The organism is Haloferula sp. A504, from assembly GCF_044385805.1.
Lineage (GTDB): Bacteria > Verrucomicrobiota > Verrucomicrobiia > Verrucomicrobiales > Akkermansiaceae > Haloferula.
In genome coordinates this window covers 1-19781 of the sequence record NZ_JBISBU010000004.1, presented here as the reverse complement: position 1 = coordinate 19781, position 19781 = coordinate 1, and the positions used below count along the sequence as shown (strand labels likewise).

The 19781-nt window shown below is 61.9% G+C and carries 21 protein-coding genes and 1 other RNA gene; 13 read left to right on the top strand and 9 right to left on the bottom strand.

What is annotated here, in order from left to right:
• Window positions 1-30: 30 nt before the first annotated feature.
• The 5 genes from ACG2LG_RS03115 to ACG2LG_RS03095 all read right to left on the bottom strand — a co-directional run bounded on the left by ACG2LG_RS03115 (window position 31) and on the right by ACG2LG_RS03095 (window position 6469).
• A complete protein-coding gene (locus tag ACG2LG_RS03115; protein WP_396256214.1) occupies window positions 31-1296 on the bottom strand; it encodes a restriction endonuclease subunit S in 1266 nt (421 codons plus the stop codon).
• A complete protein-coding gene (locus ACG2LG_RS03110) occupies window positions 1293-2432 on the bottom strand; it encodes a YhcG family protein (RefSeq protein WP_396256212.1) in 1140 nt (379 codons plus the stop codon). The genes ACG2LG_RS03115 and ACG2LG_RS03110 overlap by 4 nt, the downstream gene beginning before the upstream one ends.
• Window positions 2429-4831: an N-6 DNA methylase gene (locus ACG2LG_RS03105; protein WP_396256421.1), complete on the bottom strand. Its 2403-nt coding sequence runs from the start codon at window positions 4829-4831 to the stop codon at window positions 2429-2431. The genes ACG2LG_RS03110 and ACG2LG_RS03105 overlap by 4 nt, the downstream gene beginning before the upstream one ends.
• Before the next feature lie 240 nt (window positions 4832-5071).
• Complete coding sequence (locus tag ACG2LG_RS03100) at window positions 5072-5893, bottom strand: hypothetical protein (RefSeq protein ID WP_396256210.1); 822 nt, start codon at window positions 5891-5893, stop codon at window positions 5072-5074.
• A 297-nt stretch (window positions 5894-6190) separates the two neighbouring features.
• Entirely contained in the window at window positions 6191-6469 is a 279-nt protein-coding gene (locus ACG2LG_RS03095; RefSeq protein ID WP_396256208.1) for a helix-turn-helix domain-containing protein, read from the bottom strand.
• A 147-nt stretch (window positions 6470-6616) separates the two neighbouring features.
• On the opposite strand from ACG2LG_RS03095, the gene ACG2LG_RS03090 reads away from it, so the two are divergent.
• On the top strand, window positions 6617-6973 hold the full coding sequence (locus tag ACG2LG_RS03090) for a hypothetical protein (protein WP_396256206.1): 357 nt from the start codon (window positions 6617-6619) through the stop codon (window positions 6971-6973).
• Between the two features lie 87 nt (window positions 6974-7060).
• Here ACG2LG_RS03090 and ACG2LG_RS03085 read toward each other — a convergent pair whose 3' ends face one another.
• Window positions 7061-8224: a hypothetical protein gene (locus ACG2LG_RS03085; protein WP_396256204.1), complete on the bottom strand. Its 1164-nt coding sequence runs from the start codon at window positions 8222-8224 to the stop codon at window positions 7061-7063.
• 365 nt (window positions 8225-8589) lie between these two features.
• Here ACG2LG_RS03085 and ACG2LG_RS03080 point away from each other — a divergent pair, with 365 nt between their 5' ends.
• The 4 genes from ACG2LG_RS03080 (at window position 8590) to ACG2LG_RS03065 (ending at window position 11102) form a co-directional block, all read left to right on the top strand.
• Window positions 8590-8775, top strand: a complete 186-nt coding sequence (locus tag ACG2LG_RS03080; RefSeq protein WP_396256202.1) for a hypothetical protein — start codon at window positions 8590-8592, stop codon at window positions 8773-8775.
• Between the two features lie 224 nt (window positions 8776-8999).
• Window positions 9000-9689, top strand: coding sequence for a hypothetical protein (locus ACG2LG_RS03075; protein WP_396256200.1), 690 nt, complete (start codon window positions 9000-9002; stop codon window positions 9687-9689).
• A 91-nt stretch (window positions 9690-9780) separates the two neighbouring features.
• Window positions 9781-10278 (top strand): hypothetical protein, encoded by a 498-nt coding sequence (locus tag ACG2LG_RS03070; protein ID WP_396256198.1) that lies wholly within the window; start codon window positions 9781-9783, stop codon window positions 10276-10278.
• Entirely contained in the window at window positions 10275-11102 is an 828-nt protein-coding gene (locus ACG2LG_RS03065; RefSeq protein WP_396256197.1) for a RecB family exonuclease, read from the top strand. The genes ACG2LG_RS03070 and ACG2LG_RS03065 overlap by 4 nt, the downstream gene beginning before the upstream one ends.
• Before the next feature lie 155 nt (window positions 11103-11257).
• Here ACG2LG_RS03065 and ACG2LG_RS03060 read toward each other — a convergent pair whose 3' ends face one another.
• Window positions 11258-12007 carry a DUF2321 domain-containing protein gene (locus ACG2LG_RS03060; RefSeq protein WP_396256419.1) on the bottom strand — a complete coding sequence of 250 codons (750 nt, stop codon included), beginning with the start codon at window positions 12005-12007 and terminating at the stop codon, window positions 11258-11260.
• A 471-nt stretch (window positions 12008-12478) separates the two neighbouring features.
• On the opposite strand from ACG2LG_RS03060, the gene ACG2LG_RS03055 reads away from it, so the two are divergent.
• The 5 genes from ACG2LG_RS03055 to ACG2LG_RS03035 all read left to right on the top strand — a co-directional run bounded on the left by ACG2LG_RS03055 (window position 12479) and on the right by ACG2LG_RS03035 (window position 15385).
• Window positions 12479-13282 carry a DUF932 domain-containing protein gene (locus ACG2LG_RS03055; protein ID WP_396256195.1) on the top strand — a complete coding sequence of 268 codons (804 nt, stop codon included), beginning with the start codon at window positions 12479-12481 and terminating at the stop codon, window positions 13280-13282.
• A gap of 13 nt (window positions 13283-13295) precedes the next feature.
• The gene (locus tag ACG2LG_RS03050; RefSeq protein WP_396256194.1) at window positions 13296-13658 is read left to right on the top strand and encodes a hypothetical protein; all 363 of its coding nucleotides are present in this window, start codon (window positions 13296-13298) and stop codon (window positions 13656-13658) included.
• Window positions 13639-14142, top strand: a complete 504-nt coding sequence (locus tag ACG2LG_RS03045) for a hypothetical protein (RefSeq protein ID WP_396256192.1) — start codon at window positions 13639-13641, stop codon at window positions 14140-14142. Before ACG2LG_RS03050 ends, ACG2LG_RS03045 begins: the two co-directional genes overlap by 20 nt.
• A gap of 111 nt (window positions 14143-14253) precedes the next feature.
• Window positions 14254-14562, top strand: a complete 309-nt coding sequence (locus ACG2LG_RS03040; protein WP_396256190.1) for a hypothetical protein — start codon at window positions 14254-14256, stop codon at window positions 14560-14562.
• A 424-nt stretch (window positions 14563-14986) separates the two neighbouring features.
• Entirely contained in the window at window positions 14987-15385 is a 399-nt protein-coding gene (locus tag ACG2LG_RS03035; RefSeq protein ID WP_396256189.1) for a hypothetical protein, read from the top strand.
• 175 nt (window positions 15386-15560) lie between these two features.
• Here ACG2LG_RS03035 and ssrA read toward each other — a convergent pair.
• Window positions 15561-15917, bottom strand: a transfer-messenger RNA (tmRNA) gene (ssrA, locus tag ACG2LG_RS03030).
• A 38-nt stretch (window positions 15918-15955) separates the two neighbouring features.
• Entirely contained in the window at window positions 15956-16606 is a 651-nt protein-coding gene (can, locus tag ACG2LG_RS03025; RefSeq protein ID WP_396256188.1) for a carbonate dehydratase, read from the bottom strand.
• 56 nt (window positions 16607-16662) lie between these two features.
• Here can and ACG2LG_RS03020 point away from each other — a divergent pair, with 56 nt between their 5' ends.
• From ACG2LG_RS03020 to ACG2LG_RS03010, 3 genes are all read left to right on the top strand, one after another.
• Window positions 16663-18009 (top strand): replication-associated recombination protein A, encoded by a 1347-nt coding sequence (locus ACG2LG_RS03020; protein WP_396256186.1) that lies wholly within the window; start codon window positions 16663-16665, stop codon window positions 18007-18009.
• Between the two features lie 239 nt (window positions 18010-18248).
• Window positions 18249-18512 carry a helix-turn-helix domain-containing protein gene (locus ACG2LG_RS03015; protein ID WP_396256184.1) on the top strand — a complete coding sequence of 88 codons (264 nt, stop codon included), beginning with the start codon at window positions 18249-18251 and terminating at the stop codon, window positions 18510-18512.
• Complete coding sequence (locus ACG2LG_RS03010; protein WP_396256183.1) at window positions 18509-19735, top strand: type II toxin-antitoxin system HipA family toxin; 1227 nt, start codon at window positions 18509-18511, stop codon at window positions 19733-19735. The genes ACG2LG_RS03015 and ACG2LG_RS03010 overlap by 4 nt, the downstream gene beginning before the upstream one ends.
• The last annotated feature ends 46 nt before the right edge of the window (window positions 19736-19781 follow it).

Sequence of the window (19781 nt, the reverse complement as noted above, 5' to 3'; positions counted from 1 at the left end):
TGATTTCTTAGCAGGCATATCGGTGGCGGGCTAAATCAACCTCGTCTTTCCGGTGAGGAGTTCCTGCATCATGCCCTGCTTCACCTGGCGGGCCTTGGCCAGCTTGGCTTCGAGGGCGGCGAGCTCGGCGTCCATGTCGCTCAGGATCGCGGCGATGGCGGTTTGTTCTGATTTCTCGGGCACCCTGATCTTCACGGTGGACAGAGCCCGCCCATTCGTCAGTGCCCGAGTCGTGTAAGAGGCTTTCGCCACGATCTGATCCCGAACCTCTGGAGTCCGGAAACAAAAAGCTTTGTATGCATTGTCGAACACATCTTGTTTGGGCCGAGCCCGAAGAACGAATCCGCTGAAAACGGTGTCGACTGGCTCTCCTGTAATGACCGCCGCCATCCCAACCTCATCCGGGGTCTCCGAAGTTCTGGTGAAAAAGACGTCTCCGGAGCGGACGTCGTAGGCGTTCAACTCGCTTCGGGTCAGTGACACTTTGCCGATGAGTCGCTGGGGGGTGAGCATCGGTGCCTCGAATACGTCCATGTAGTTTACGATAGGGGTCCCGTGCCCAAAAAACTCCTTCGATTTATTGAGGCCATTCTTGAACGTGAACAGCTCGCCCAACGTCTTCACCTCCCACTCCCCCTCAAACCCCGGGAGGCGTTTCTTGCCGGTGAGGAGGTCCTGCATGGCCCCTTGTTTGAGGAGGCGTTTCTTGGCGATGAGTTGCTCCAGGGAGTCGATGAGGGCATCCGCATCGCTCAAGGCCGCAGCGATGGCTTCTTGTTCGGCGAGGGTGGGTGGTGCCGCAAAGCGAATTTGCTGAACGGTCGTGAGATTCATCCCTGCTTTTGCTCCCGAGTCAGTCAATGCCCGGAAGATCCGTTGGGTTCGTTCGGACCCCAAGAAGTAGGTCACATACTTCGGTGATATCCGCCCCCGATCGAATCGCACCAAGGCGATGTGCTGATTTATGTAGGCCGGTTTAGGCAATTCGTGGGACACGATGCCGACGATGCCAATGTCAGCTGTGATCGAAATGAGCAGATCGTCGTCCTGCAGGACAGTTCGCTGACCTTCGGTGTTTTGAGGCGGAATAGCGACGAAGCGGAGGTCATCGAGATCCAAGTGGATCGATCCCCGGTTCAGATTGGTGATCCTGATGAATGGCGACCCGTATTCCTCATAGTAAGCAGCCCACCCACGAGATCCGCTGGTGACAAATGGTCGGTAGTCTCCAATGGACGGCGTCTCCCAATCCTCCGGAATCACCCCGACCTCGGTCTGCTTGTATCCGGGCTTCACTGCGGCAGCCCTCCTTCCAGGTCTTCGGTGATCTGTTCGAGGCGGGCCTTGAGTTCCTCCTTGGAGGGGAGGTAGAGCTGGTATTTCGAGGCGAAGATGTTGGCGTCGGCGGGCAGGGTGAGTTCGACCAGCGCGTCGTTCTTGCGGTGGCAGAGGACGATGCCGATGGTGGGGAGTTCGTCGTCCAGCTTCACGTGGCGGTCGAAGTAGTTCACATACATCTGCATCTGCCCGAGGTCCTGGTGGGTGAGCTTGTCGCGCTTGAGGTCGATGAGGACGTAGCAGCGGAGCAGCCGGTTGTAGAAGACGAGATCGACGAAGAAGTGGTCGTTGTCGAAGGTGAAGCGCTTCTGCCGACCCTCGAAGAGGAAGCCCTTGCCGAGTTCCAGCAGGAAGCTCTCCAGGCGGTCGATGATGGCGGATTCGAGGTCGTCCTCGGAATAGTGCGGCCGCTCATCGAGGCCGAGGAACTCGAGGACCAGCGGGTTCTTGATGAGGTCGGCGGCCTTCTCGACGACCTGGCCCTCGCTGGCGAGGCGGCGGATCTCCTCCTTGTCGCGGCTGAGGGCGAGGCGCTCGTAGAGGGAGCTGGCGATCTGCCGGCGGAGTTCGCGGACGCCCCACTGGTTGGCGGCGGCTTCGATTTCGTAGAACCGGCGTTCGTCCGGGGAATCGATGGTGAGCAGCTCGACATAGTGCGACCAGCCGAGGGGGAAAAGAGCGGGCAGCTCGGCCATCATTTCCCCGCCGGGCAGGGCCGCCCGGGCGATCTCGGTGGAAATCCGAGACAGCGTCTCGGATTTGTCCGGCGTGGCCGCTTGGGAAATCCGGGACGGTGTCTCGGAAATCCCGTGACGGAGGATCTCGGGGCCGAATTGGAGGTAGAAGCGCCGCATCAATTCAAGGTTGTCCACCGAGAAGCCGCGCCCGACCGCGGCCTGCAGGGCGGAGGACAAGGCCTTGAGGGTCTGCTTGCCATAGCCGGCCCGGTCCTCGCCTTCCTGCTCGAAATGCACGATGTAGAGCCCGAGCAGGAAGTTGCGAGCGGTGAGGTGGGCGTTGATCGTGCGACCGGCGGCGGCGGCGAACCGCCGGTGCGTGTCGCCGCAGAGGGTGACGAGTTGGTCGAAGTTCATGCGAAGCCCATCCTTTCCAAGTGGGCGGCGACCTTGGCTTCGAGTTCGGCCACGCGGTCGGTCATGGCGGGCATGGGGGTGGCGTAGCGGTCGGCAAGTTCCTTGACCCGGCCGGTAAGGGCCTGCTCGATGCGGTCGATTTCGCCGTGGATGGCGGTGCCGAGGGTGGCAAGCCATTTGTCCTCGACCACCAGCGTCTTCACCTCGCCCTCGGTGAGCTTGGGATACTGGGCGTAGGCGGCGGCATCGAGCTTCGCCTCGGCGTCCTTGATGACCTTCTTCAGCGAGGAGATCTCCTCGCTAAGGTCGAGCCACTCCTTCAGGACGGCCCGCTCATCGGCATCGTCGCCTCCCGCCTTGAGTTCCTTCAGCCGGGCCTTGACCGCCGCGGCGTTGATCTTCTCGAACTCGCCGAACGCCCCTTCCTCGCCGCCGTGCTCCTCCTCAAGCTCGGTCTGCGCCGAGACCAGCGCCTCCAGGTCGGCGGTGGCGGATTCGATGTCGTCCAACTCCTGGGCAAAATACCGGGCAACCACGAGTGACTTCGGCACGAGGTCGCAGGTCCAACCCTTGTCCTTGGTCTTGCCCTTCTTGTCTTCGACGAGGATGCGGTAGGTCTCGGCCTTCCAGCCATCGGCGGCGATCAGGTAGACGTCGTCCTGCATGGTCTCCGCCCAGTAGTCCATGAGGTGCTGATAAACCGCGTAGGCGTCGAGCAGCAGCTGGCCCAGATAGTGGGCCAGCAGGCCTTCGGAGAGGTCGTGGATGACCTGCTTGGGCTGGCAGGCGGGCTCGAGCTGGCGGAGCGACTTGGCCATGGCGTCCCGCCAGGTGGCGAAGTGCTTCTCGGTGCCCTCCACAAAGGCGGCGAACTCGGGATGCCCGTGGATGGTTTCCTTGAGGGCACCCGTTTCGACCGTGAGGTCGAGGTAGCCGGGGCGGTTGGCCTTGAAGAGGGACTTCCTCAGCCCCGGGCAGACGGCCCAGGTCTCGGCGAGGCCTTCGAGGTCGGCCTCGGGGATGCCGCCCTGTAGGTGAGCCTCGATGTCCTGAGTGTCCTCGGCCTCGCGGTTGTCGATGTAGCGGGGCAGGTTGAGGTTGAAGTCGTTCTTCTCGATCTCGGCGACCGGAACCATCCGCGAGTAGCCGTCGATCTCGACGCCCTTGGTGAAGGCATCGACGATCTTGTGGATGTCGCGGGAGCGGAGGCGGTTCTTGTTGCCGTCCTTCTGGAAGCCCGCACTGGCGTCGATCATGAAGATTCCCTTGCGGGCGGCGGCATGCTCCTTGTCGAGGACGAGGATGCAGGCCGGGATGCCGGTGCCGTAGAAGAGGTTGGCCGGCAGGCCGATGATGCCCTTGAGGTAGCCGCTGCGGATCAGCTTTTGGCGGATGGCGGCCTCGGCATTTCCCCGGAACAGCACGCCGTGAGGCAGAATGCAGGCCCCCTTCCCCGTCGACTTCAGCGAGCGGATGATGTGCAGGAGGTAGGCGTAGTCTCCCTGCTTGCCCGGCGGCACGCCGAAGTGACTGAAACGGTCGTAGGGATCGTTCTCGGGATCGACCCCGTTGCTCCACCGCTTGTCGCTGAAGGGCGGATTGGCGACGACGAAGTCGAAGAGTTTGAGGCCGTCGCCGTCCTTGAAGAGCGGGTTGGCGAGCGTGTTGCCCTGCTTGATTTCCGCCGTCGGGTAGTCGTGCAGGATCATGTTCATCCGGGCCAGGCCCGAGGTGGCGGAGTCCTTTTCCTGCCCGTAGAGGGAGACGGGGGTGCGAGCCTCGTCGGCGACCTTCAGCAGCAGCGAGCTGGAGCCGCAGGTGGGGTCGAGCACGGTGGTGTCCGGACTCGTCTCCGTCTGCCCGATCCCGATCACCCGGGCCATGATGCGGCTCACCTCCGCCGGCGTGTAGAACTGGCCTTTGCTCTTGCCGCTCTCGGTGGCGAAGTGCCGCATCAGGAACTCGTAGGCGTCGCCGAGGATGTCGTCGCCGTCGGCCCGGTTGCGTGAGAAGTCGAGGGCCGGATTCTCGAAGATGCCGATCAGGTTCGTGAGGCGGTCGACCATGTCCTTGCCGCTGCCGAGCTTGTTCGGGTCGTTGAAGTCGGGGAAATCGGCTTGGGAGAGCTGGCTGTTGGCCGCAGCCAGCGGGGCGATGATCGTCTTGTTGATCTGGTCGCCGATGTCCTTCTTGCCCTTCAGCTTCACCATGTCGGCAAAGCTCGCGCCGGCCGGGATCTTGATCGCGGCGAAGGGTTTGCCGGCGTACTTGTCGCTGATGTACTTGATGAACAGCAGCACCAGCACGTAGTCCTTGTACTGGCTGGCATCCATGCCGCCCCGCAGCTCGTCGCAGGACGCCCAGAGGGAGGAGTAGAGTTCGGATTTTTTGAGGGCCATGGGGTGGGAAAGGGTCGAAAGGTCGTCAGCATCGCCGACCGGGTCGGACATCCGCAGGGGGCGGTTGATAGATTCCTCCTCGGACGGGCTCACATTAGAGGGGGCCTCCCAAGGGATTCCAGAATTTCCGCCGCCATTGGAGAGCCGCCGGGGGGACAAAGAATCCGCCACCCCGACGGCATGCCTCTGCTCCCGGTGGCGTGGACGGGCTGTCCGGCCACCGGGAGAGGGTTTCCTCGATCAGGCGGCCTCGTCAGCGCCGACTGGCGACAGCAGTCCGAGGATCTTGTCGAGGGCCGAACGGACCCGAGCCACTGCCTGGTCGTGTTGGGTGCCGTCGCATTCCCGGTTCACGCCGGCCACGATGGCGACGATGAGCCGCTGCTCGCGGGCGGCGACGATGCGGCTCGCCGGCCTGTTCTTCCGCGGGGCTGCCTGCTGGATCAAGTGTTCCAGTTCACCACGGCTGATGAGCCCCTCCGACCAGTTCGCGTTGGTCAGCGACAGACTCTTGCCGTCGGCAAGCTCCAGTCCGTCCCCTGGCTCAGATTCCGAACCAGAGTCCACCGCCTCCTCCTCGGCCGTTTTGTCGGTAGCCGCAGTCTTCGCTGCGACCGGCTTCTTCGGCTTTTTGAGAAGCCCGTTGGCCTCACGGATGCTCAGTTTCGGAAACGTTTCCGATTTCTCCAGATCACCGCGGTGGGTGTGGAACCGCATGTACATGCTCGCTTTCTTGGACGAGCAGCCGAGGTGTTTCTCCACGTAGGCCTCCCACCGACCGTGACCGCACGCCTCCTTGAGGCGGCAGAAGATCTCGCCGAGATCCAGGGCCTTCTCGAAGCTGGCATGCTGTTTGGCCACGAGCTTCCTGTGCAATTTCTCGACCTCGGATTCCGAGGCGTTGATCTCACCGATCAGTTCGCGGGCCTTCTTTTCGTCTTCCTCGTGACCGGCAAGTGCCGCCACGGTCTCCTTCTTCACTCGATCTGCCTGGGGCTTAGGGCCCTTGGCGACTTTCTTCGTTGAGACGACCTTGCCGTCTCCAATCGTATTCTGTTTCACTATTCGTGTTTCAGGTGGCGGAAACCACCACCCGCATCGCGGGCACGAATCATCGGCCTAAAAAATAGGAATGAGCTCATCCGAAATGTGGGTCAGTGATTTCCTGTCAGGTCCGTTCGGATGGCCGCGGAGCGTTTCACTCATGCGGCCGACCCCTTTTTCGGCTTCTCTGGACCTAAGGATCCACCAAGGGGAACTACACTCCCGTTGCCGGGATTTCTCCAGTGACCTTCGACAGTCACCAGCAGCAGAACGTCCTCCATCCAAGAGATCGTTCAACTTTTTTTTTGGGGGGTCTCAGCGCCGCCCCTCGATCAGGTCATCGAGGTCGGCCTTGAGAGCCTTCACCGGTGGCAGCAGCGCCGAGGCATCCACCCCGAGCACCTGGGCAATGACGGCCAGCTCGAAATCGAAAACCGAACGGATCTGGGACTCGATCTTCGCCACCGCCACCCGATCGACCGAGTGGAGACCGGCCAGCTGCAGCTTGGCGGCCAACTGCTCCTGCGTCAGTCCGCCAGCCATCCGAAGATCACGGACTTGAGGCCCAACACAGTTGCGAAATCGCTGCTCCATTTCTGTTCCCGACCGGGAACTTGACAATGGCATGCGGGTTGGCTGGATTGGTTCCCCGTGGGGAACACGCTGTCAGCGTGCCAAGGGGTTGACTGGCGACATCCACTGGCTGAGCCCAAGACAGAGCAAACCGAACTGATCAAAGCCATGACCATCAAGAAAACCGCATCCATCGGAGCGGCTCTTTGCCTCCTAATCTTGATCTGGCAGCTCGTTGCGGAGGCACTCCCAGCTCCGAGCTACATCAAGGAGACGTTTCCAACGATGAGAGAGGCTCAGATGGCCCAATACGCCGGGAAGCCCGTCTCCTTGAACTACCGAGAGACCGAGCTCGTCCTTCGCTACTACGACTACACTTGGGAAAAGGTGGTGAAGCTGAAGCTCGCGGTCTGGTGTCTGATGCTGGGTTGTGGAGCGCTGTTTGTTCTGATCGTGAGAAGGGCAACTAAAGAAGAGACCAGCGAGAAAGCTGCTACTGGTGAAGACAAGCCATTGGCTGGGTAAACACCTCCCCGCTCGGCCTGTGACACCATCAAGGAAAGATCTGCTTTGAGCCCGGTCCGCACGGGCGAAGGCTGACAGCAGGCAATATCAATCATTCGCCTCGAGATCCCGAAGCAACGCCAGCCACTCATCGGCGTGAGCGACCAGGTCTTCGATGTGGTAGTTGCGGCCGTCGGCACTTTGCACGGTCCAACTCCATCCGCCGTCGTTCCCTCCTTCCTTGACGACTCCGTCAGGGAACAACGCGGCGAGGGCACGGAGATACCGTCTGCCTTCCTCGCTGTCACCACATCCATAGTTCCGCCATGTTCCCTTCTTCGAGAGGGTGGCGATGTTCATGCCGGGCTCGCCCGCCACAATCTTCAAGCTGGCTCCCCGCGGGGTGGCTTCGATACGCAAGCCGTTCTCCTGAATCTTGGCGAAGAACTCCCGCAGCTTGTCGGCCAGCGACGAATTCCCGGCCACCTCCTCGATGAAAAGCTCTTCGGTCAAAGTTCGACGGCTTGATCCCGAGCTCCCCGGCGACTGCTTTGCCGCTTTGTTGTCCGTCTGCTCAATCCGAACTCCATCCTCCGCCCGAACGATGAGCCGACCGATCTCCACTGTTTTCGCCAGAACGCGGGGCTGCACCAACAGGCGCTCGTCTCCGGGCAAATTGAAAAGTCCCATCTCCACCAACCCGAGAGCGAAGCTCAAACCGGCGTGCTGGTTCATGAAGCGGGCGATGTCCTCCGTGCTCTCCCGGATTCCGTCCCCGACGATGAGCAACAGGAACGTTCCATTGCTCAAGTGGTGCTGCACTCGATCCAAAAACCGAGCCTCGTCATCGAGCGAGAACGCCTCCTTCGCGATCTCCCATAATCCGGCACCCGCGGGAGCGACGGACTTGCCAAGGGCTGCATCGAAATCCGCGAGCATCCAGCGACTCACCTGCTGGGCGTAGTCCAGAATCTGGCCAACGACCTTGCGGCGAGCCTCAGGGTTTCGCCACAGCTTGCATTCCACGAAGGTCAGCAGCCCTCGTTCGTTCACGTAAACGTTGTCGATCGGGCCAACTCCGGTCGGAAGCTCCCGACATACCGGAGTCAGCCCCGAGAACGCCGGCTCGATGTCATCAACGGGAATCAGGCTCGGTTGGTCGTGCAGGAGCTTTTGCAGCCACTCCTCGTCGTGGGCTCCTTCTCCTCGCACCGCCAGATCCACGGGCTCAAGAGCGACCGATCCGATGTCTCCCGTCGGGTTGACAAGCATCGGGACGGAGTATTGAGACTGTCCGAGTGAGGTCATGTTTGAAGTTCACCACGGTCCCCGCCGAAGCGGAAGATTGAATCAGCGTGGATCCGCTTGACCTGCCCACCTGGCAAGACACTGCCGCTCATCTGAGTCTCCGACCGGAAGACATCGATCCCTACACCTGCGAGCACAACACTCCAGTCATCAAAGTGCCTCCCTGAGAGCGTCTCACCCTCCGATTTGACCGGCGAAGCGTCGAAAAATGGCTGAAATCGAGGGAGGAATGGCTACCTGAGTAAAGAAATTGGGTCGAAACAGCCATAATAACATGATCCGTGGATTAGCTATCCGCGGCTCGTTCTGAACCCGAAATCACGGAGAAAATGGCCCGAAACCGCAGCTATTCTCCCCGGATCGAGCGTGATCTCGTGTCTGCCCTCTACCACGAGGCGAAGCACCGGAGGATCCCCATGACCAAGCTCGTGGACGACCTCCTCCGTCCGGCCCTCAAGGCCGGCGAGACCACCCGACTCCGGGAAGAAACACGACAGGACTACCGCCATCGGTAGTCGAAACCAATCCCGCCCGGCAGCACGACCAACCCGCCCTCACCGGCGGGCTTTTTCGTGCTGCCGGGCATCAATCCCTCTCCCCCCATCCGCGTTCCACCCGCGGGAACGGGAGCCACCCTGGCAATCGCCACGGCAGGCTCCCGCGGTGGGGGCCGTCGTGCGGTTGCCTTTCAACCCCTAACCGAAAGGAAACCAACACGATGAGCCCAGTGCTCAATGACATGCTCGAACATCAAGTCGCGCCCCGCCTCAGTCACGCGGCCAGGACGATCCCCAAGGTCGGACACGAGGACGACGAGGAAATCACCCAGGACGCCACCCTGATGGCCGCCCGGATGATGGACTCCGCCGAGAAAGCCGGCCGGCGCTTCACCGCCGGCAACATGGTGTGGTATGCGACCAAGGCCGCCCGCAGCGGACGCCGCAGCTACTACACCGGTCGCAGCGACGCCATGTCGCCCGGCTGCCAGCTCGACGGCAAGGCCCGCCACGAATGGCTGGACGAGTCCGTCGAGACGGAGTTCGGAGACATCGGCACCCTGCACGAGGTCGTCTCCTGCCACCCCTACCAGGGGCAGGAACCCGACCCCTCCGAGGAAGCCGCCCGCAACCTCGACTGGGAGGCCTTCATGGCCGCTCATCCGCCCCGCCACCGGATCGCCATCCTTGCGCTGGCGGAAGGCGGCACCATGCGGGAGGCCGGGAAACGCTGCGGCATCAAGGACAGTGCCGCACTGATCCTGAAGCGGAGGATCGCCACCGACCTGATCGAGTTCTTCGGCGAGGACGTGATTCGGCGACTGCTCGATGGCGTGAAACCCTCTTGGGAATCCGATCTGCGGTCCGCACGCGAGCGGCATGCCTGCCACACGACCTCGACTACGAAGCCGACGACGACCTGCCTCAAATAAAGACCCCACAAACCGCCCGCCACGACGACGCCCGGCCCATCACGGCCGGGCTTTTTCGTGCCCGGGCACAACCACAAACACACAACCAGCCATGGCTATCCGCCTGAATGCAACCTACTCGAAACGCCTGGGACTCCCGGGCTACTCCAGTCATCAGTTCTCCGTCTCCGTTGAGACCGAACTGGTGGCTACCGACGACGTCGCCGCCGAGTCCCGGCGGCTCTACGACCTGCTCCAGACCAATGTCGACGAGCAGATCCAATCCACCGGCTTCGTCCCGCCCGGCGACTACGGGATGGACGACGCCCAACCGCACACCGACGGCTCCAACGGGCACTCGCCCAATGGCGACCGCTGGCAGTGCAGCGACAAGCAGAAGGAACTCATCCTGAAGCTCGTCGACGAGCACAGCCTCGACAAGGACGAGGTCGACCACCTCGCCCGCCAACGCTTCGGCAAGGGCGTGAAGCAACTCAACAAGATGGAGGCCTCCGGCCTGATCGACGAGTTGCTCGACACGCACGGCGGAAAGCCCCAGCGCCGTTCCAGCGGCCGGGCCTACGCCAACGGGAAGGGAGGTCACTCATGATCGCCCCGACCCAGCAGGCGGTGGCGCCAGCCCCCCGGACCCTCCCGGACCACATCTCGCCCAGCGCGGCGAAGTCGTACCTGTCGTGCTCGTTGAAGTTCTTCTTCGAGCGCGTGCTGCGTCTGCCGGCCCCGGTGTCGCCGTCCCTGCATCTGGGGAAGGCGATCCACGCCGGGCTACAGGCCTTCCACCTCGCCCGCTGGCGGGGTGGAAACGATTCGCCCGAGATGCTCGCCAGCGTCTTCGAGGTCGAGTTCCGGCGTCTGGAGAAAGAGGAAGGCCCGGTGTCCTGGAAGGACGACAAGGCCCGCACCAAGGCCCGGGAAGACGGGCTGCGGGTGCTGGCCGCCTACCTCGACTCCGGGGAGGCACCCACCGAGCGCCCCAAGGCGGTGGAAGTGCCCCTCGACCAGAAGCTCGACGGGCTCCCGGTGCCGTTGGGCGGGGTCATCGACCTCGTCACCCACGACGGCGTCCCGGTGGACTTCAAGTCCGCCGCGGCGCGCCCCGACCCGAAGCAGGCGGCCTTCGACCACGAGATCCAGTTGGTCAGCTACCAGCTGCTGGTCGAGGGCGCGACGGGAGAAACCCCGCCGTCGCTCGACCTCGTGTTCCTGGTGAAGACCAAGACGCCGCAGGTCATCAAGGTCAGCTCCCCACCCGCCGACCGGCAACGGAAGGACCGGGTCGTTCGGATGCTCGAGACCGCCGTGGAGGGGATCGTTGAAGAACGGTTCTTCCCACAGCCCGGCATGCACTGCTCGTGGTGCCAGTTTCGCAAGGACTGTGCCGCGTGGCCGCCATCTAGCAGGACTTCGGCGTAGAGCAAATTCGGGCCCGGTCCTCTGCCCGAGTGGGTGAGGATCGGGCTTCACATGTCCCGTTCTCTAGGGGTTTTACTCAAAACCGACTAGACAGCTCTGACAATGGTGCAGGTAGGTTCTCGAGGCTGATTGCAGCTCTGAATGCAATTTGATTTTTAGTAGCCTTGAGGCACTATCCAAACAGTCACCTTAAGACCTCCCTCAGAGCGACTTAAGTCCCGCTCAATGCCTCTCGGATTTGCGACACGGCCGTCTGGGTCATAAACAAAACAGATTAAGTGCTCACAATCGGGGTGGGATTGGTAACGGCCAATGTCTTCGATGAGCTGTGTTCCGAGCTCCTTCGCCCCGAGGCCCTTTCGAGTCATTTTGACCTCAATCACAATTCCAGTAGCCTTCAAGAGAAAGTCCATTCGGGAAGACTTTCCCGCATAGCTGGGCGTCCACTCTTCAGGCCGGATGTCGTCGAAATAGAGTCGCAAGAGGCTATGCAGTAGGTCCTGCACATCGTACTCATCCTCAACATCGAGTGTTGAGCGAGAAGCGTGACGCTCTCGAAGCTGTTTGGTGACAAGATGAAACCTAGAGCACGCTACCCGCACTAGATCAGCAAAGTCGACTCCCGAATCTTTTCCGGATTGAGTCGCCATCTTCTTTCTTCTCTCTGTCCAAGGGAATTGTGCTCCACAGGATGTGCAGTGTGATGGGACTGGCTCAGAACCGGCCACAAAAACTCCCTCGTAATGCTGATGGCCTGGAATTGCTTTGCTGCATTTAGGGCATTCTGTGATGGTTTTCTCACCACATTCTGGGCAGTGGTCCCTCATGGCTTCGGGACTAAACTTGATTCCATCCGTGATCTGATGTCCGTTTAGGCAAACTTGCTGTGTGTCTAGGTAGTTCATGAAGATTCGTAGTGGTAAAATGCTTTGGCTTTCTTGCGACAATAGTTCCGCTTCAGTTGGACCGATTGAACCGAGGTTGATCGGCTTGCCCTGCACGAAGGAGGCCTAAAAAGGCTTTATCCGGGTTGAGCTCAAAACTCAGGGGGGTCAGGGCTAGACACGGGCTTTGATGCCGAGGCGTGAGGTGCGGTTCATGGGCGTTGCCTAATTGCAGCTTACTCGTCACCACGCCCACGTCCATCCCGCCTTGGGCGACGATACAGGCTCGGAGCATCCCGACCATTGGAGGTGACGGGCGTCGGAAGTGGTAGCACATGGGTTCCTCAGCAGCTGTTCCAGCTTTCCTCATCTCCTTTGATGGCTCAAGGCGGAAGCTTTTCGGCCAGACTCTGATTCTCCGCACCAAGGGCGGCTCCGGTTTCCGGGGCCGCCCTTCGTGCATTCCTAGAAACCAACAACCAGCCAAACCAAATGACTGAACTGATGAATCCCGACGTTCCCGTGCCATACGAGATCGTCGATCCACCCATCGAAAGGCCCGTCGCCGGAATGCTGCTCCACTGCGGGGCGGAACTCGTCGACCGGCCCACCCTCAATGCCGTGCCCACCCCAAGGGGCACCACCACCTGGTATCCACTCGCCCATCGGGCGTTGCTGGAGGAAGTCCAGACCCAGCTCGAAACCGCCGGCTTCCAGATCGGCCGCGAAAGCCACGCCCTCTCCCACGAGGGCCGACGCTACTTCGGCGTGATGGAGGTTCGCCAGCCCGACACACCCGAGCGTGACTACGCCTGGGTCGTCGGCCTGCGGAACAGCCACGACAAGACCTTCCCGGCCGGACTCGTGGCGGGCACCTCGGTCTTCACCTGCGACAACCTCGCTTTCTCCGGCGAGGTGAAAATCAGCCGCAAGCACACCCGCTTCGCCTACCGTGACCTGAGGCATCTGACGGCCCGTGCCGTCGGTCGTCTTGGGGATCGCTTCCGCGGTCTGGATCGACGCATTGACGCCTACCGGGATCGGCCCCTCGCCGATTGGGAGGTTCACGACCTCGTCATTCGGGCCACCGACTGCGGGGCGATCACGCCGATGCAGGTGCCGGACGTCGTCCACGAATGGAGAGAGCCGAGTCACGCGGCCTTCAGGCCACGAACGGTCTGGAGCCTCTTCAACGCCTTCACCGAGGTCTACAAGGGCCAAAACCCGAGCCTGACACTCGCCCGCAGCGAAGCCCTCCACGGGCTTTGCGACGGCGTCGTCGGACTCGCCAACTGAAAGGAGGAGCACCATGAAGACCATCATCAATACCGTGCTCCTCCTGCTGACCGCATTTCTGCTGAGCAGCTGTGATGAATCCAGCGGAGGCGCACCACCACCACCGCGTTCGCCGGGTGCCAGTCCGGTTAGCGTGATCGAGGATCGAGTGAAGGCCGAACGCCAGCTCCGACAACAAGCCGAAGCCAAGGTCGAAGAAGCCAAAGCCGAAGTCCAAGAGGCAGAGGCCAAGGTCGAGAAGGCAACCATGGGCAAGGGCCGATGGCAGTTGGCCGCCCTGGGTCTGGCCTTCGTCACCGTGATTGCCTTTGTCGGAGGAACAGCAATCGGATCCAGCTCAAGGGGGGAGAGCAGCCATGCAAGCGCTACCTCCTGATCCCGGCAAGCCGGTGCCCGAAGAGCCGGCACCGCTCGGGCCACCCGGCCGGCCGGTGTTCCAACTCGCTCGGCAGGTCTGGAGGCCGGCCCCGGTGGCCAGGCCCGTGATCATCGCCCAGCTCGACCGACTCCGATGGCCGGAGCGCTCCGCCGAGGTGGTGCGTTACAATCTGTTGAGAGCCGAGCACTGGCTCTCACCGAGTGGATTCCTCCGGGAGTGGATCCGGGTGAGCCTGTGGTTGGCTGTCGTCCTGACCGTCGCTGCCGTGCTCATCATCCCACCCGTGACGGCACTTCTCGCCGGCCTGGAATCGTGGAGCGGTCTGGTCAGCACCTCGCTGACCAACATCACCACCGCAGTCTCGGCCATGCCGCCGATCGTCCTGGCTCTGGCCACCGCCTTCCTGGTGGTGAAGCTGATCCAACGGCATCGGGCTACCCGGCGACCAGATCGCCACCACCCCTACGAGCATTACAACTGATCCCGTCCCAAGAGCTCGCCCCGGCCCCGGCCGGGGCGGGTTCTTTTTCTTAGCGGTCAGCAGCCGGGAATTGGCTCGCCGACACACCACACCGCTCCGCAAGGTAGGAACATGTCTGTCGCCATCGCCGCCGGTTCCTCCTGCCCCTCCGACTGGAAAGATCACCCCGATCAGGAAGGGCAGATCTTCGTCCAGGTCGCCACCGGACTCGAGCACCTGGAAGCCGCCCCCGTCTACGTCTGTTCGCTGGCAGGCGACTCCCAGCACTGGGTGGCCGAGGGGGCATCAGCCATCTACCACCCCAGCAAGTCCGGATTCCGCATCAACCTCAGGTTTCCTCCGGGCGGTCACAAACTCACCGCAAAGATTGCGTGCGAAAACAACTGGCGGGTGACTTGGGCTGCCTTCGCTTCGGAGTAGCCGAATGATGCAAACCAATCCCACCGCTTCAAGGCAGCTTCGTGACGCTCTTCCAGAATATGTGCCTCCTGGGAGCCTGAAAGCGGTCTCCTCAATCGGTTCTTGGATCCGATGTGGCAGCAGCTTCGACCACTGGCTGCTCCATTCGTGTATTTTCAATTCTCTGTTGATGCCTGATCTACAACGAATTGCAGCCTCTGGCCCTTCGGGTTTTGGCCTCCTTGGTGGGAACAATTCCTATCCAGATCGAATGCACAAAATCTCCGAAAAAGCATGATTTTTGAGAGGTCATCTTCTCAATGGCTTTTTCCGCAGCGCGAATCTTGCGTAAAAATGACCCACTCGGCCGCCCCGATTAGCCCGGCGATGACGACTTCCAAGGGCCTCCGGTTGGCCTGAAGGATCCCAACACTCGATCAACCCAATGGCGTCCTGCACCAGCTACACCTGTCCCAGCTGCGACTTCACGGTCGACTCCTGGGATGACGGGAATCCGTACGTCCAAGGACCGGACGGAGAGCGCCACCACTTCTACCACCCCGGGGGCGAACAGGAACTCGAGGAGATCGTCGCCGACATCCTCGGCCATCCACCAACCGCCAACGAGATCGAGCAGGTCGTGAAGGAGCGTGGCGGAAACGAATCCGACTACCTCTGCGAAGCCTGCCTCGAGATCGTGAAGCGGGATCCCGACCGCGACGAACTCACGTGCACCGAGTGCGGCAGCTCCGCTCTCGTCGACGTGGCGAAGCTCGCCGGCCGAAGGTGTCCATCCTGCAAAAACGGCACCTTCGATCAGGGAGCGCTCGGAGCCATTTCCTGAAGCTCAACCCGCTGGCGACTGGCGAGCAGGATTGCCGACTAATGGATCTGAATGACCGCTTCGACAGGTGCCCGGGAGACCCCCAAATTCGGGCCTGATTTTTTGAAATCCTTTTGAAAGTGCCGATCAGACCACAACCCCGGTCCGTAAGTAACTCAAAATCAAAAGGAAAGAAAAGTGGAGGCGAGGGGAGTCGAACCCCTGTCCGAAATGCCTTCAGTGCTGGCATCTACACGTTTAGCTGACACTCGTTGCTTCGGATGGGATCAGCCCGTCAGCCGCGTCCCCCACCCTAGCGTCCTGTTGAATCTCACCGCCGGACCCGGTCGCCCGGTCCGCCAGCCAGCCTGTTGGTTGGTCGCCTTCCCCCTTAACAGGCATCAGGGTTCAGACGTTGCCGTCAATTAAGCAGCAAGTGCGAGCTCGTTAGAGTCTGCAATTATTCTGTTTGATCGGCTTTTTAGGAGGCCAACCGATCAACCTCCACGTGCAGCCAGCTCGTCGAACATCCCGTCGAAACCAGAACGCCCCCGTTTGCTGAGTCGGCGCAAGATGCCCCTGCCCCGCCGATTATTCAACCGGCAATTTTCCGGCATCCGGCCCGCGGAACACCGCCGGGTCGAAAACGGCGTGATTGATCGACGGCGCGAGCGGCTTGATCAGGCCGTTGCCGAGGTCGTAGATCCAGCTGTGGACGCCGACCTGCTGGCCGCGGTCCCACGCATCCTCGACGATGGTCGAGCGGGCGATGTTCTCGGCATTGGCCAGCACGTTGAGCTCGCACAGGCGGTCGATCCGCTCGGCGGGTTCGAGGTCCTGGAGTTCGTCCGCCCTCCGGCGCGCGATGTTGCGGATGTGGCGCAGCCAATTGTCGATGATTCCGTGCGGCACGGTCTCGAGCGCCGCCTGCACGCCGCCGCAGCCGTAGTGCCCGCAAACGATGACGTGGCGGACCTTGAGGACGTCCACGGCGTACTGGAGCACGGAAAGCATGCTGAAATCCGTTTGCACGACCACGTTGGCCACGTTGCGGTGGACGAAGACCTCGCCGGGCGCGAGGCCGGTGATCTGATTGGCGGGCACGCGGCTGTCGGAGCACCCGATCCAGAGGTACTCGGGGTTCTGCTGGGCGACCAGACGACTGAAGAAACCGGGATCCTCCTCGAGCTGGCCCGCAGCCCACTCACGATTCTTTTCCAGGAGGTGCTTCAGCGTCTGCATGCCGAAATCCCAATTCCGAAATCGTCATCGGGCAATCTCCAATCTTGAATCATCCCGTGGCCGACCTCTTCGCCAGCGACGCGGAACCCTCGAGACCCCGCGAGGCCTCCGCCGATGAACCGCTCGCCGCGCGGATGCGCCCGCGCACGCTCGACGAGATCCTCGGACAGGACCACATCCTCGGCCAAGGCAAGCTGCTGCGCCGGGCGATCGAGTCCGACCGCTTCACCTCGCTGATCTTCCACGGCCCCCCGGGCACCGGAAAGACCACCCTCGCCCACGTCATCGCCCGCACGACCGGATCCCGCTTCGAGGCACTGAATGGCGTCGAGTCCAACGTCGCCGAAATCCGCGCCAAGATCGATCAGGCACGCACCTACCGCGATCTCCGCAACCAAACGACCGTTTTGTTTATTGATGAGATCCACCGTTTCAACAAGTCCCAGCAGGACGTGCTGCTGCCTCACATTGAGAAAGCAACCGTTCGTTTCATCGGCGCAACCACCCATAATCCCTACTTTTACGTCAACTCGCCGCTGGTGTCCCGCTCCCAGATCTTTCAGCTTGAATCTGTTTCAAGCGAATGCTTGATTCAATTGTTGGAGCGGGCGATATCGGATTCGGATCGCGGCTTTGGCTCGATGGCGATCGAGGCTGAATCGGAGGCCCTGAGGCACCTGGCGGAGATGTCCGACGGCGACGTCCGAAAAGCCCTGACGGCGCTGGAGTTGTCGGTCCTGACCACGCCTCCCGCGGGGGATGGCACGATCCACCTGAGTCTGGCGGTCGCCGAAGAGAGCATCCAGCGCAAGGCGATTGCCTACGATGCGGATGGCGACGCCCACTACGACACCGCCTCGGCCTTCATCAAGTCCATCCGTGGCTCGGACCCCGATGCCGCCCTCTACTGGCTGGCAAAAATGCTCCACGCCGGCGAGGACCCCCGCTTCATCGCCCGCCGGTTGGTGATTTCGGCAAGCGAGGACATCGGTCTGGCGGACTCCAACGCCCTGCGGGTGGCGATGGACGCCCACCAGGCCTTTGAGTTCATCGGCATGCCCGAGGGCCGCATCCCGCTGGCCCACGCCACCGTCTACCTCGCCACGGCACCGAAATCGAACAGCGCCTACGCCGCCCTCGGTGCCGCGATGAAGGACATCGAAAAGGGCCGGACGCTGGCGGTACCGGAGCACCTGCGCACCAAGACCCGGAAAAAGCTGGCGTCCGCCAGCGGAACGGAAGACGAGAAACTCCAGTATCTTTACTCCCACGACTACGAGGGGGGCTACGTCCCCCAGGCCTACCTGCCCGAGGGCCGGAAATACTACACGCCCACCGAGAACGGCCTCGAGAAGCGGATCAAGGAGCGCCTCGACTACTGGCGGCAGCAGATGGAGCGGTAAGAACGCGCGACGCCGTCGCTCCCCGCGAACCCAAGAAGTCCCGAATCTTCCCCACGGCTCAAACTCCCGGAAAGGCAGGCAGCGACCGCCTTTCGACCCTTGCCGGGAAAAGAACACCTCGAGCCCAGCGATGCGCGACAGCGTCGCGCGCTCCATAAGAGCTTGTATTTTGTCTATTTTGCCCTTATTGAGCTTTTGTGGACAAAATATCGACTTTTCAACAACGGAACCCGACTCACTTGACGCGTCAGATTGGCCACCGGATTCGCGATCATCGCAAGGCCCGGGGTTGGACCCAGGCGGAGCTGGCCGAGCGGTCGGGGATCAGCCTTTCGACGCTCAAGCTGCTGGAGCGTGAGGGCAAGGGCTCGCTGCAGCGCCTGGCGAAGGTGGCGGTGATCCTCAATCTCGACGGCGGCCTGCGGGAGCTTTTCGCGGAGACGCCTGCCTATGCCTCGCTCGAAGCGGTTGAGAAGGCCACCCGCGGCTCGATCAGATCATGAAGCTCACCGTCCGCCATCTGGGCATTCCGGAGGGACCGGTCATTGGCCGGCTCTTCGAGGCACCCGACCACCGGGTCTTTTTTGAATTTGATTCCGAGTGGGCGGCACGTGGCATCGAGCTTTCGCCCATCTACCTCCCGGCCAACACCCCGGGCTCGGTCACGACGCCCACTCCCGCCTTCGGGCCGCTGTTCGGCTTGTTCGAGGACTCGATGCCCGATTGGTGGGGCACCCGGTTGCTGAAGCGGTTCTTTGACGAGAAGGGCATTCCGTGGCGGCGCGTGGGCTCCCTGCAGAAGCTGGCCGCCCAAGGCGACTATGGGATTGGGGTGCTGGGCTACGAGCCGGACGAAGCGCCTCCGGATTTCCGCTCCGAGGTCGCCATCGATGTGGCCGATCTGGTGGATACCGCGCGGCGGGTTTACGACGGTGAACCCGCCGAAGGAATCACCCAGCTGATTCGATCCGGGATGACGGCCGGGGGCGCCCAGCCCAAAGCACTGGTCCACCTCTCCAAGGACTTTGCCACACTCTGGCCCGGAGGCGGCAACCCACCTGAAGGCTCGTCGCCTTGGCTTCTCAAGTTCCAGCTCGATGCGGAGGGGATGGAGACGCGGGAAGAGCATGCCTGCCATCTGATGGCCGCTGCGGCAGGCATCCACGTGCCGGAGACCCGACTTCTCACCGACGCGCGCGGGCGGGCGCATTTCCTCACCCGTCGATTCGACCGCCTGGATGGTCAGCGTTTCCACGTCCACACCTGGTGCGGGCTGACCCACACATCGCCCGGCGACGGGCTGGACTATGCCGACCTGATGAATCTCGCGCGGATGCTTTGTGCCGAAGAATCCGCGGTCGATGAGTTCTTCCTTCGAGCGGTGTTCAACGTCAGTGTCGGCAACGACGATGATCACGGGCGAAATCACGCCTTCCTGATGGACTCCGAACACCAGTGGCACCCGAGTCCGGCCTACGACCTGACCTTTGCCTCCAATCCGCTCACGTCGAATCTCCGGAGCGCGGCCGTGAATGGCCGCCATGCGGAGCTGAAGCCCGACGATCTCCGCCGACTGGGCCGGGATCAGTCGGTCCGGCGGATCGACGAAAAAATCGGCCGGGTCATCGATGTCGTGCGGCGCTGGCCGGAATTTGCGGCCACGGCGGGCCTGCCGGAGGGTCATGCCGCCCGGTTGGCCACTGAAATGCCGACATCGAGGTGGTAATGGAGCGCCGATGATGAAATCGGCCCGGCTGATGCCGATTTCATCA

Coding starts and splice junctions, on each gene's coding strand:
- ACG2LG_RS03065 (WP_396256197.1), top strand. CDS start 10,275: ATGATCGCCCCGACCCAGCAGGCGGTGGCGCCAGCCCCCCGGACCCTC.
- can (WP_396256188.1), bottom strand. CDS start 16,606: ATGCAGACGCTGAAGCACCTCCTGGAAAAGAATCGTGAGTGGGCTGCG.
- ACG2LG_RS03095 (WP_396256208.1), bottom strand. CDS start 6,469: ATGGAGCAGCGATTTCGCAACTGTGTTGGGCCTCAAGTCCGTGATCTT.
- ACG2LG_RS03090 (WP_396256206.1), top strand. CDS start 6,617: ATGACCATCAAGAAAACCGCATCCATCGGAGCGGCTCTTTGCCTCCTA.
- ACG2LG_RS03060 (WP_396256419.1), bottom strand. CDS start 12,007: ATGAACTACCTAGACACACAGCAAGTTTGCCTAAACGGACATCAGATC.
- ACG2LG_RS03040 (WP_396256190.1), top strand. CDS start 14,254: ATGTCTGTCGCCATCGCCGCCGGTTCCTCCTGCCCCTCCGACTGGAAA.
- ACG2LG_RS03050 (WP_396256194.1), top strand. CDS start 13,296: ATGAAGACCATCATCAATACCGTGCTCCTCCTGCTGACCGCATTTCTG.
- ACG2LG_RS03110 (WP_396256212.1), bottom strand. CDS start 2,432: ATGAACTTCGACCAACTCGTCACCCTCTGCGGCGACACGCACCGGCGG.
- ACG2LG_RS03035 (WP_396256189.1), top strand. CDS start 14,987: ATGGCGTCCTGCACCAGCTACACCTGTCCCAGCTGCGACTTCACGGTC.
- ACG2LG_RS03045 (WP_396256192.1), top strand. CDS start 13,639: ATGCAAGCGCTACCTCCTGATCCCGGCAAGCCGGTGCCCGAAGAGCCG.
- ACG2LG_RS03070 (WP_396256198.1), top strand. CDS start 9,781: ATGGCTATCCGCCTGAATGCAACCTACTCGAAACGCCTGGGACTCCCG.
- ACG2LG_RS03010 (WP_396256183.1), top strand. CDS start 18,509: ATGAAGCTCACCGTCCGCCATCTGGGCATTCCGGAGGGACCGGTCATT.
- ACG2LG_RS03085 (WP_396256204.1), bottom strand. CDS start 8,224: ATGCTTGTCAACCCGACGGGAGACATCGGATCGGTCGCTCTTGAGCCC.
- ACG2LG_RS03075 (WP_396256200.1), top strand. CDS start 9,000: ATGCTCGAACATCAAGTCGCGCCCCGCCTCAGTCACGCGGCCAGGACG.
- ACG2LG_RS03055 (WP_396256195.1), top strand. CDS start 12,479: ATGACTGAACTGATGAATCCCGACGTTCCCGTGCCATACGAGATCGTC.
- ACG2LG_RS03080 (WP_396256202.1), top strand. CDS start 8,590: ATGGCCCGAAACCGCAGCTATTCTCCCCGGATCGAGCGTGATCTCGTG.
- ACG2LG_RS03105 (WP_396256421.1), bottom strand. CDS start 4,831: ATGGCCCTCAAAAAATCCGAACTCTACTCCTCCCTCTGGGCGTCCTGC.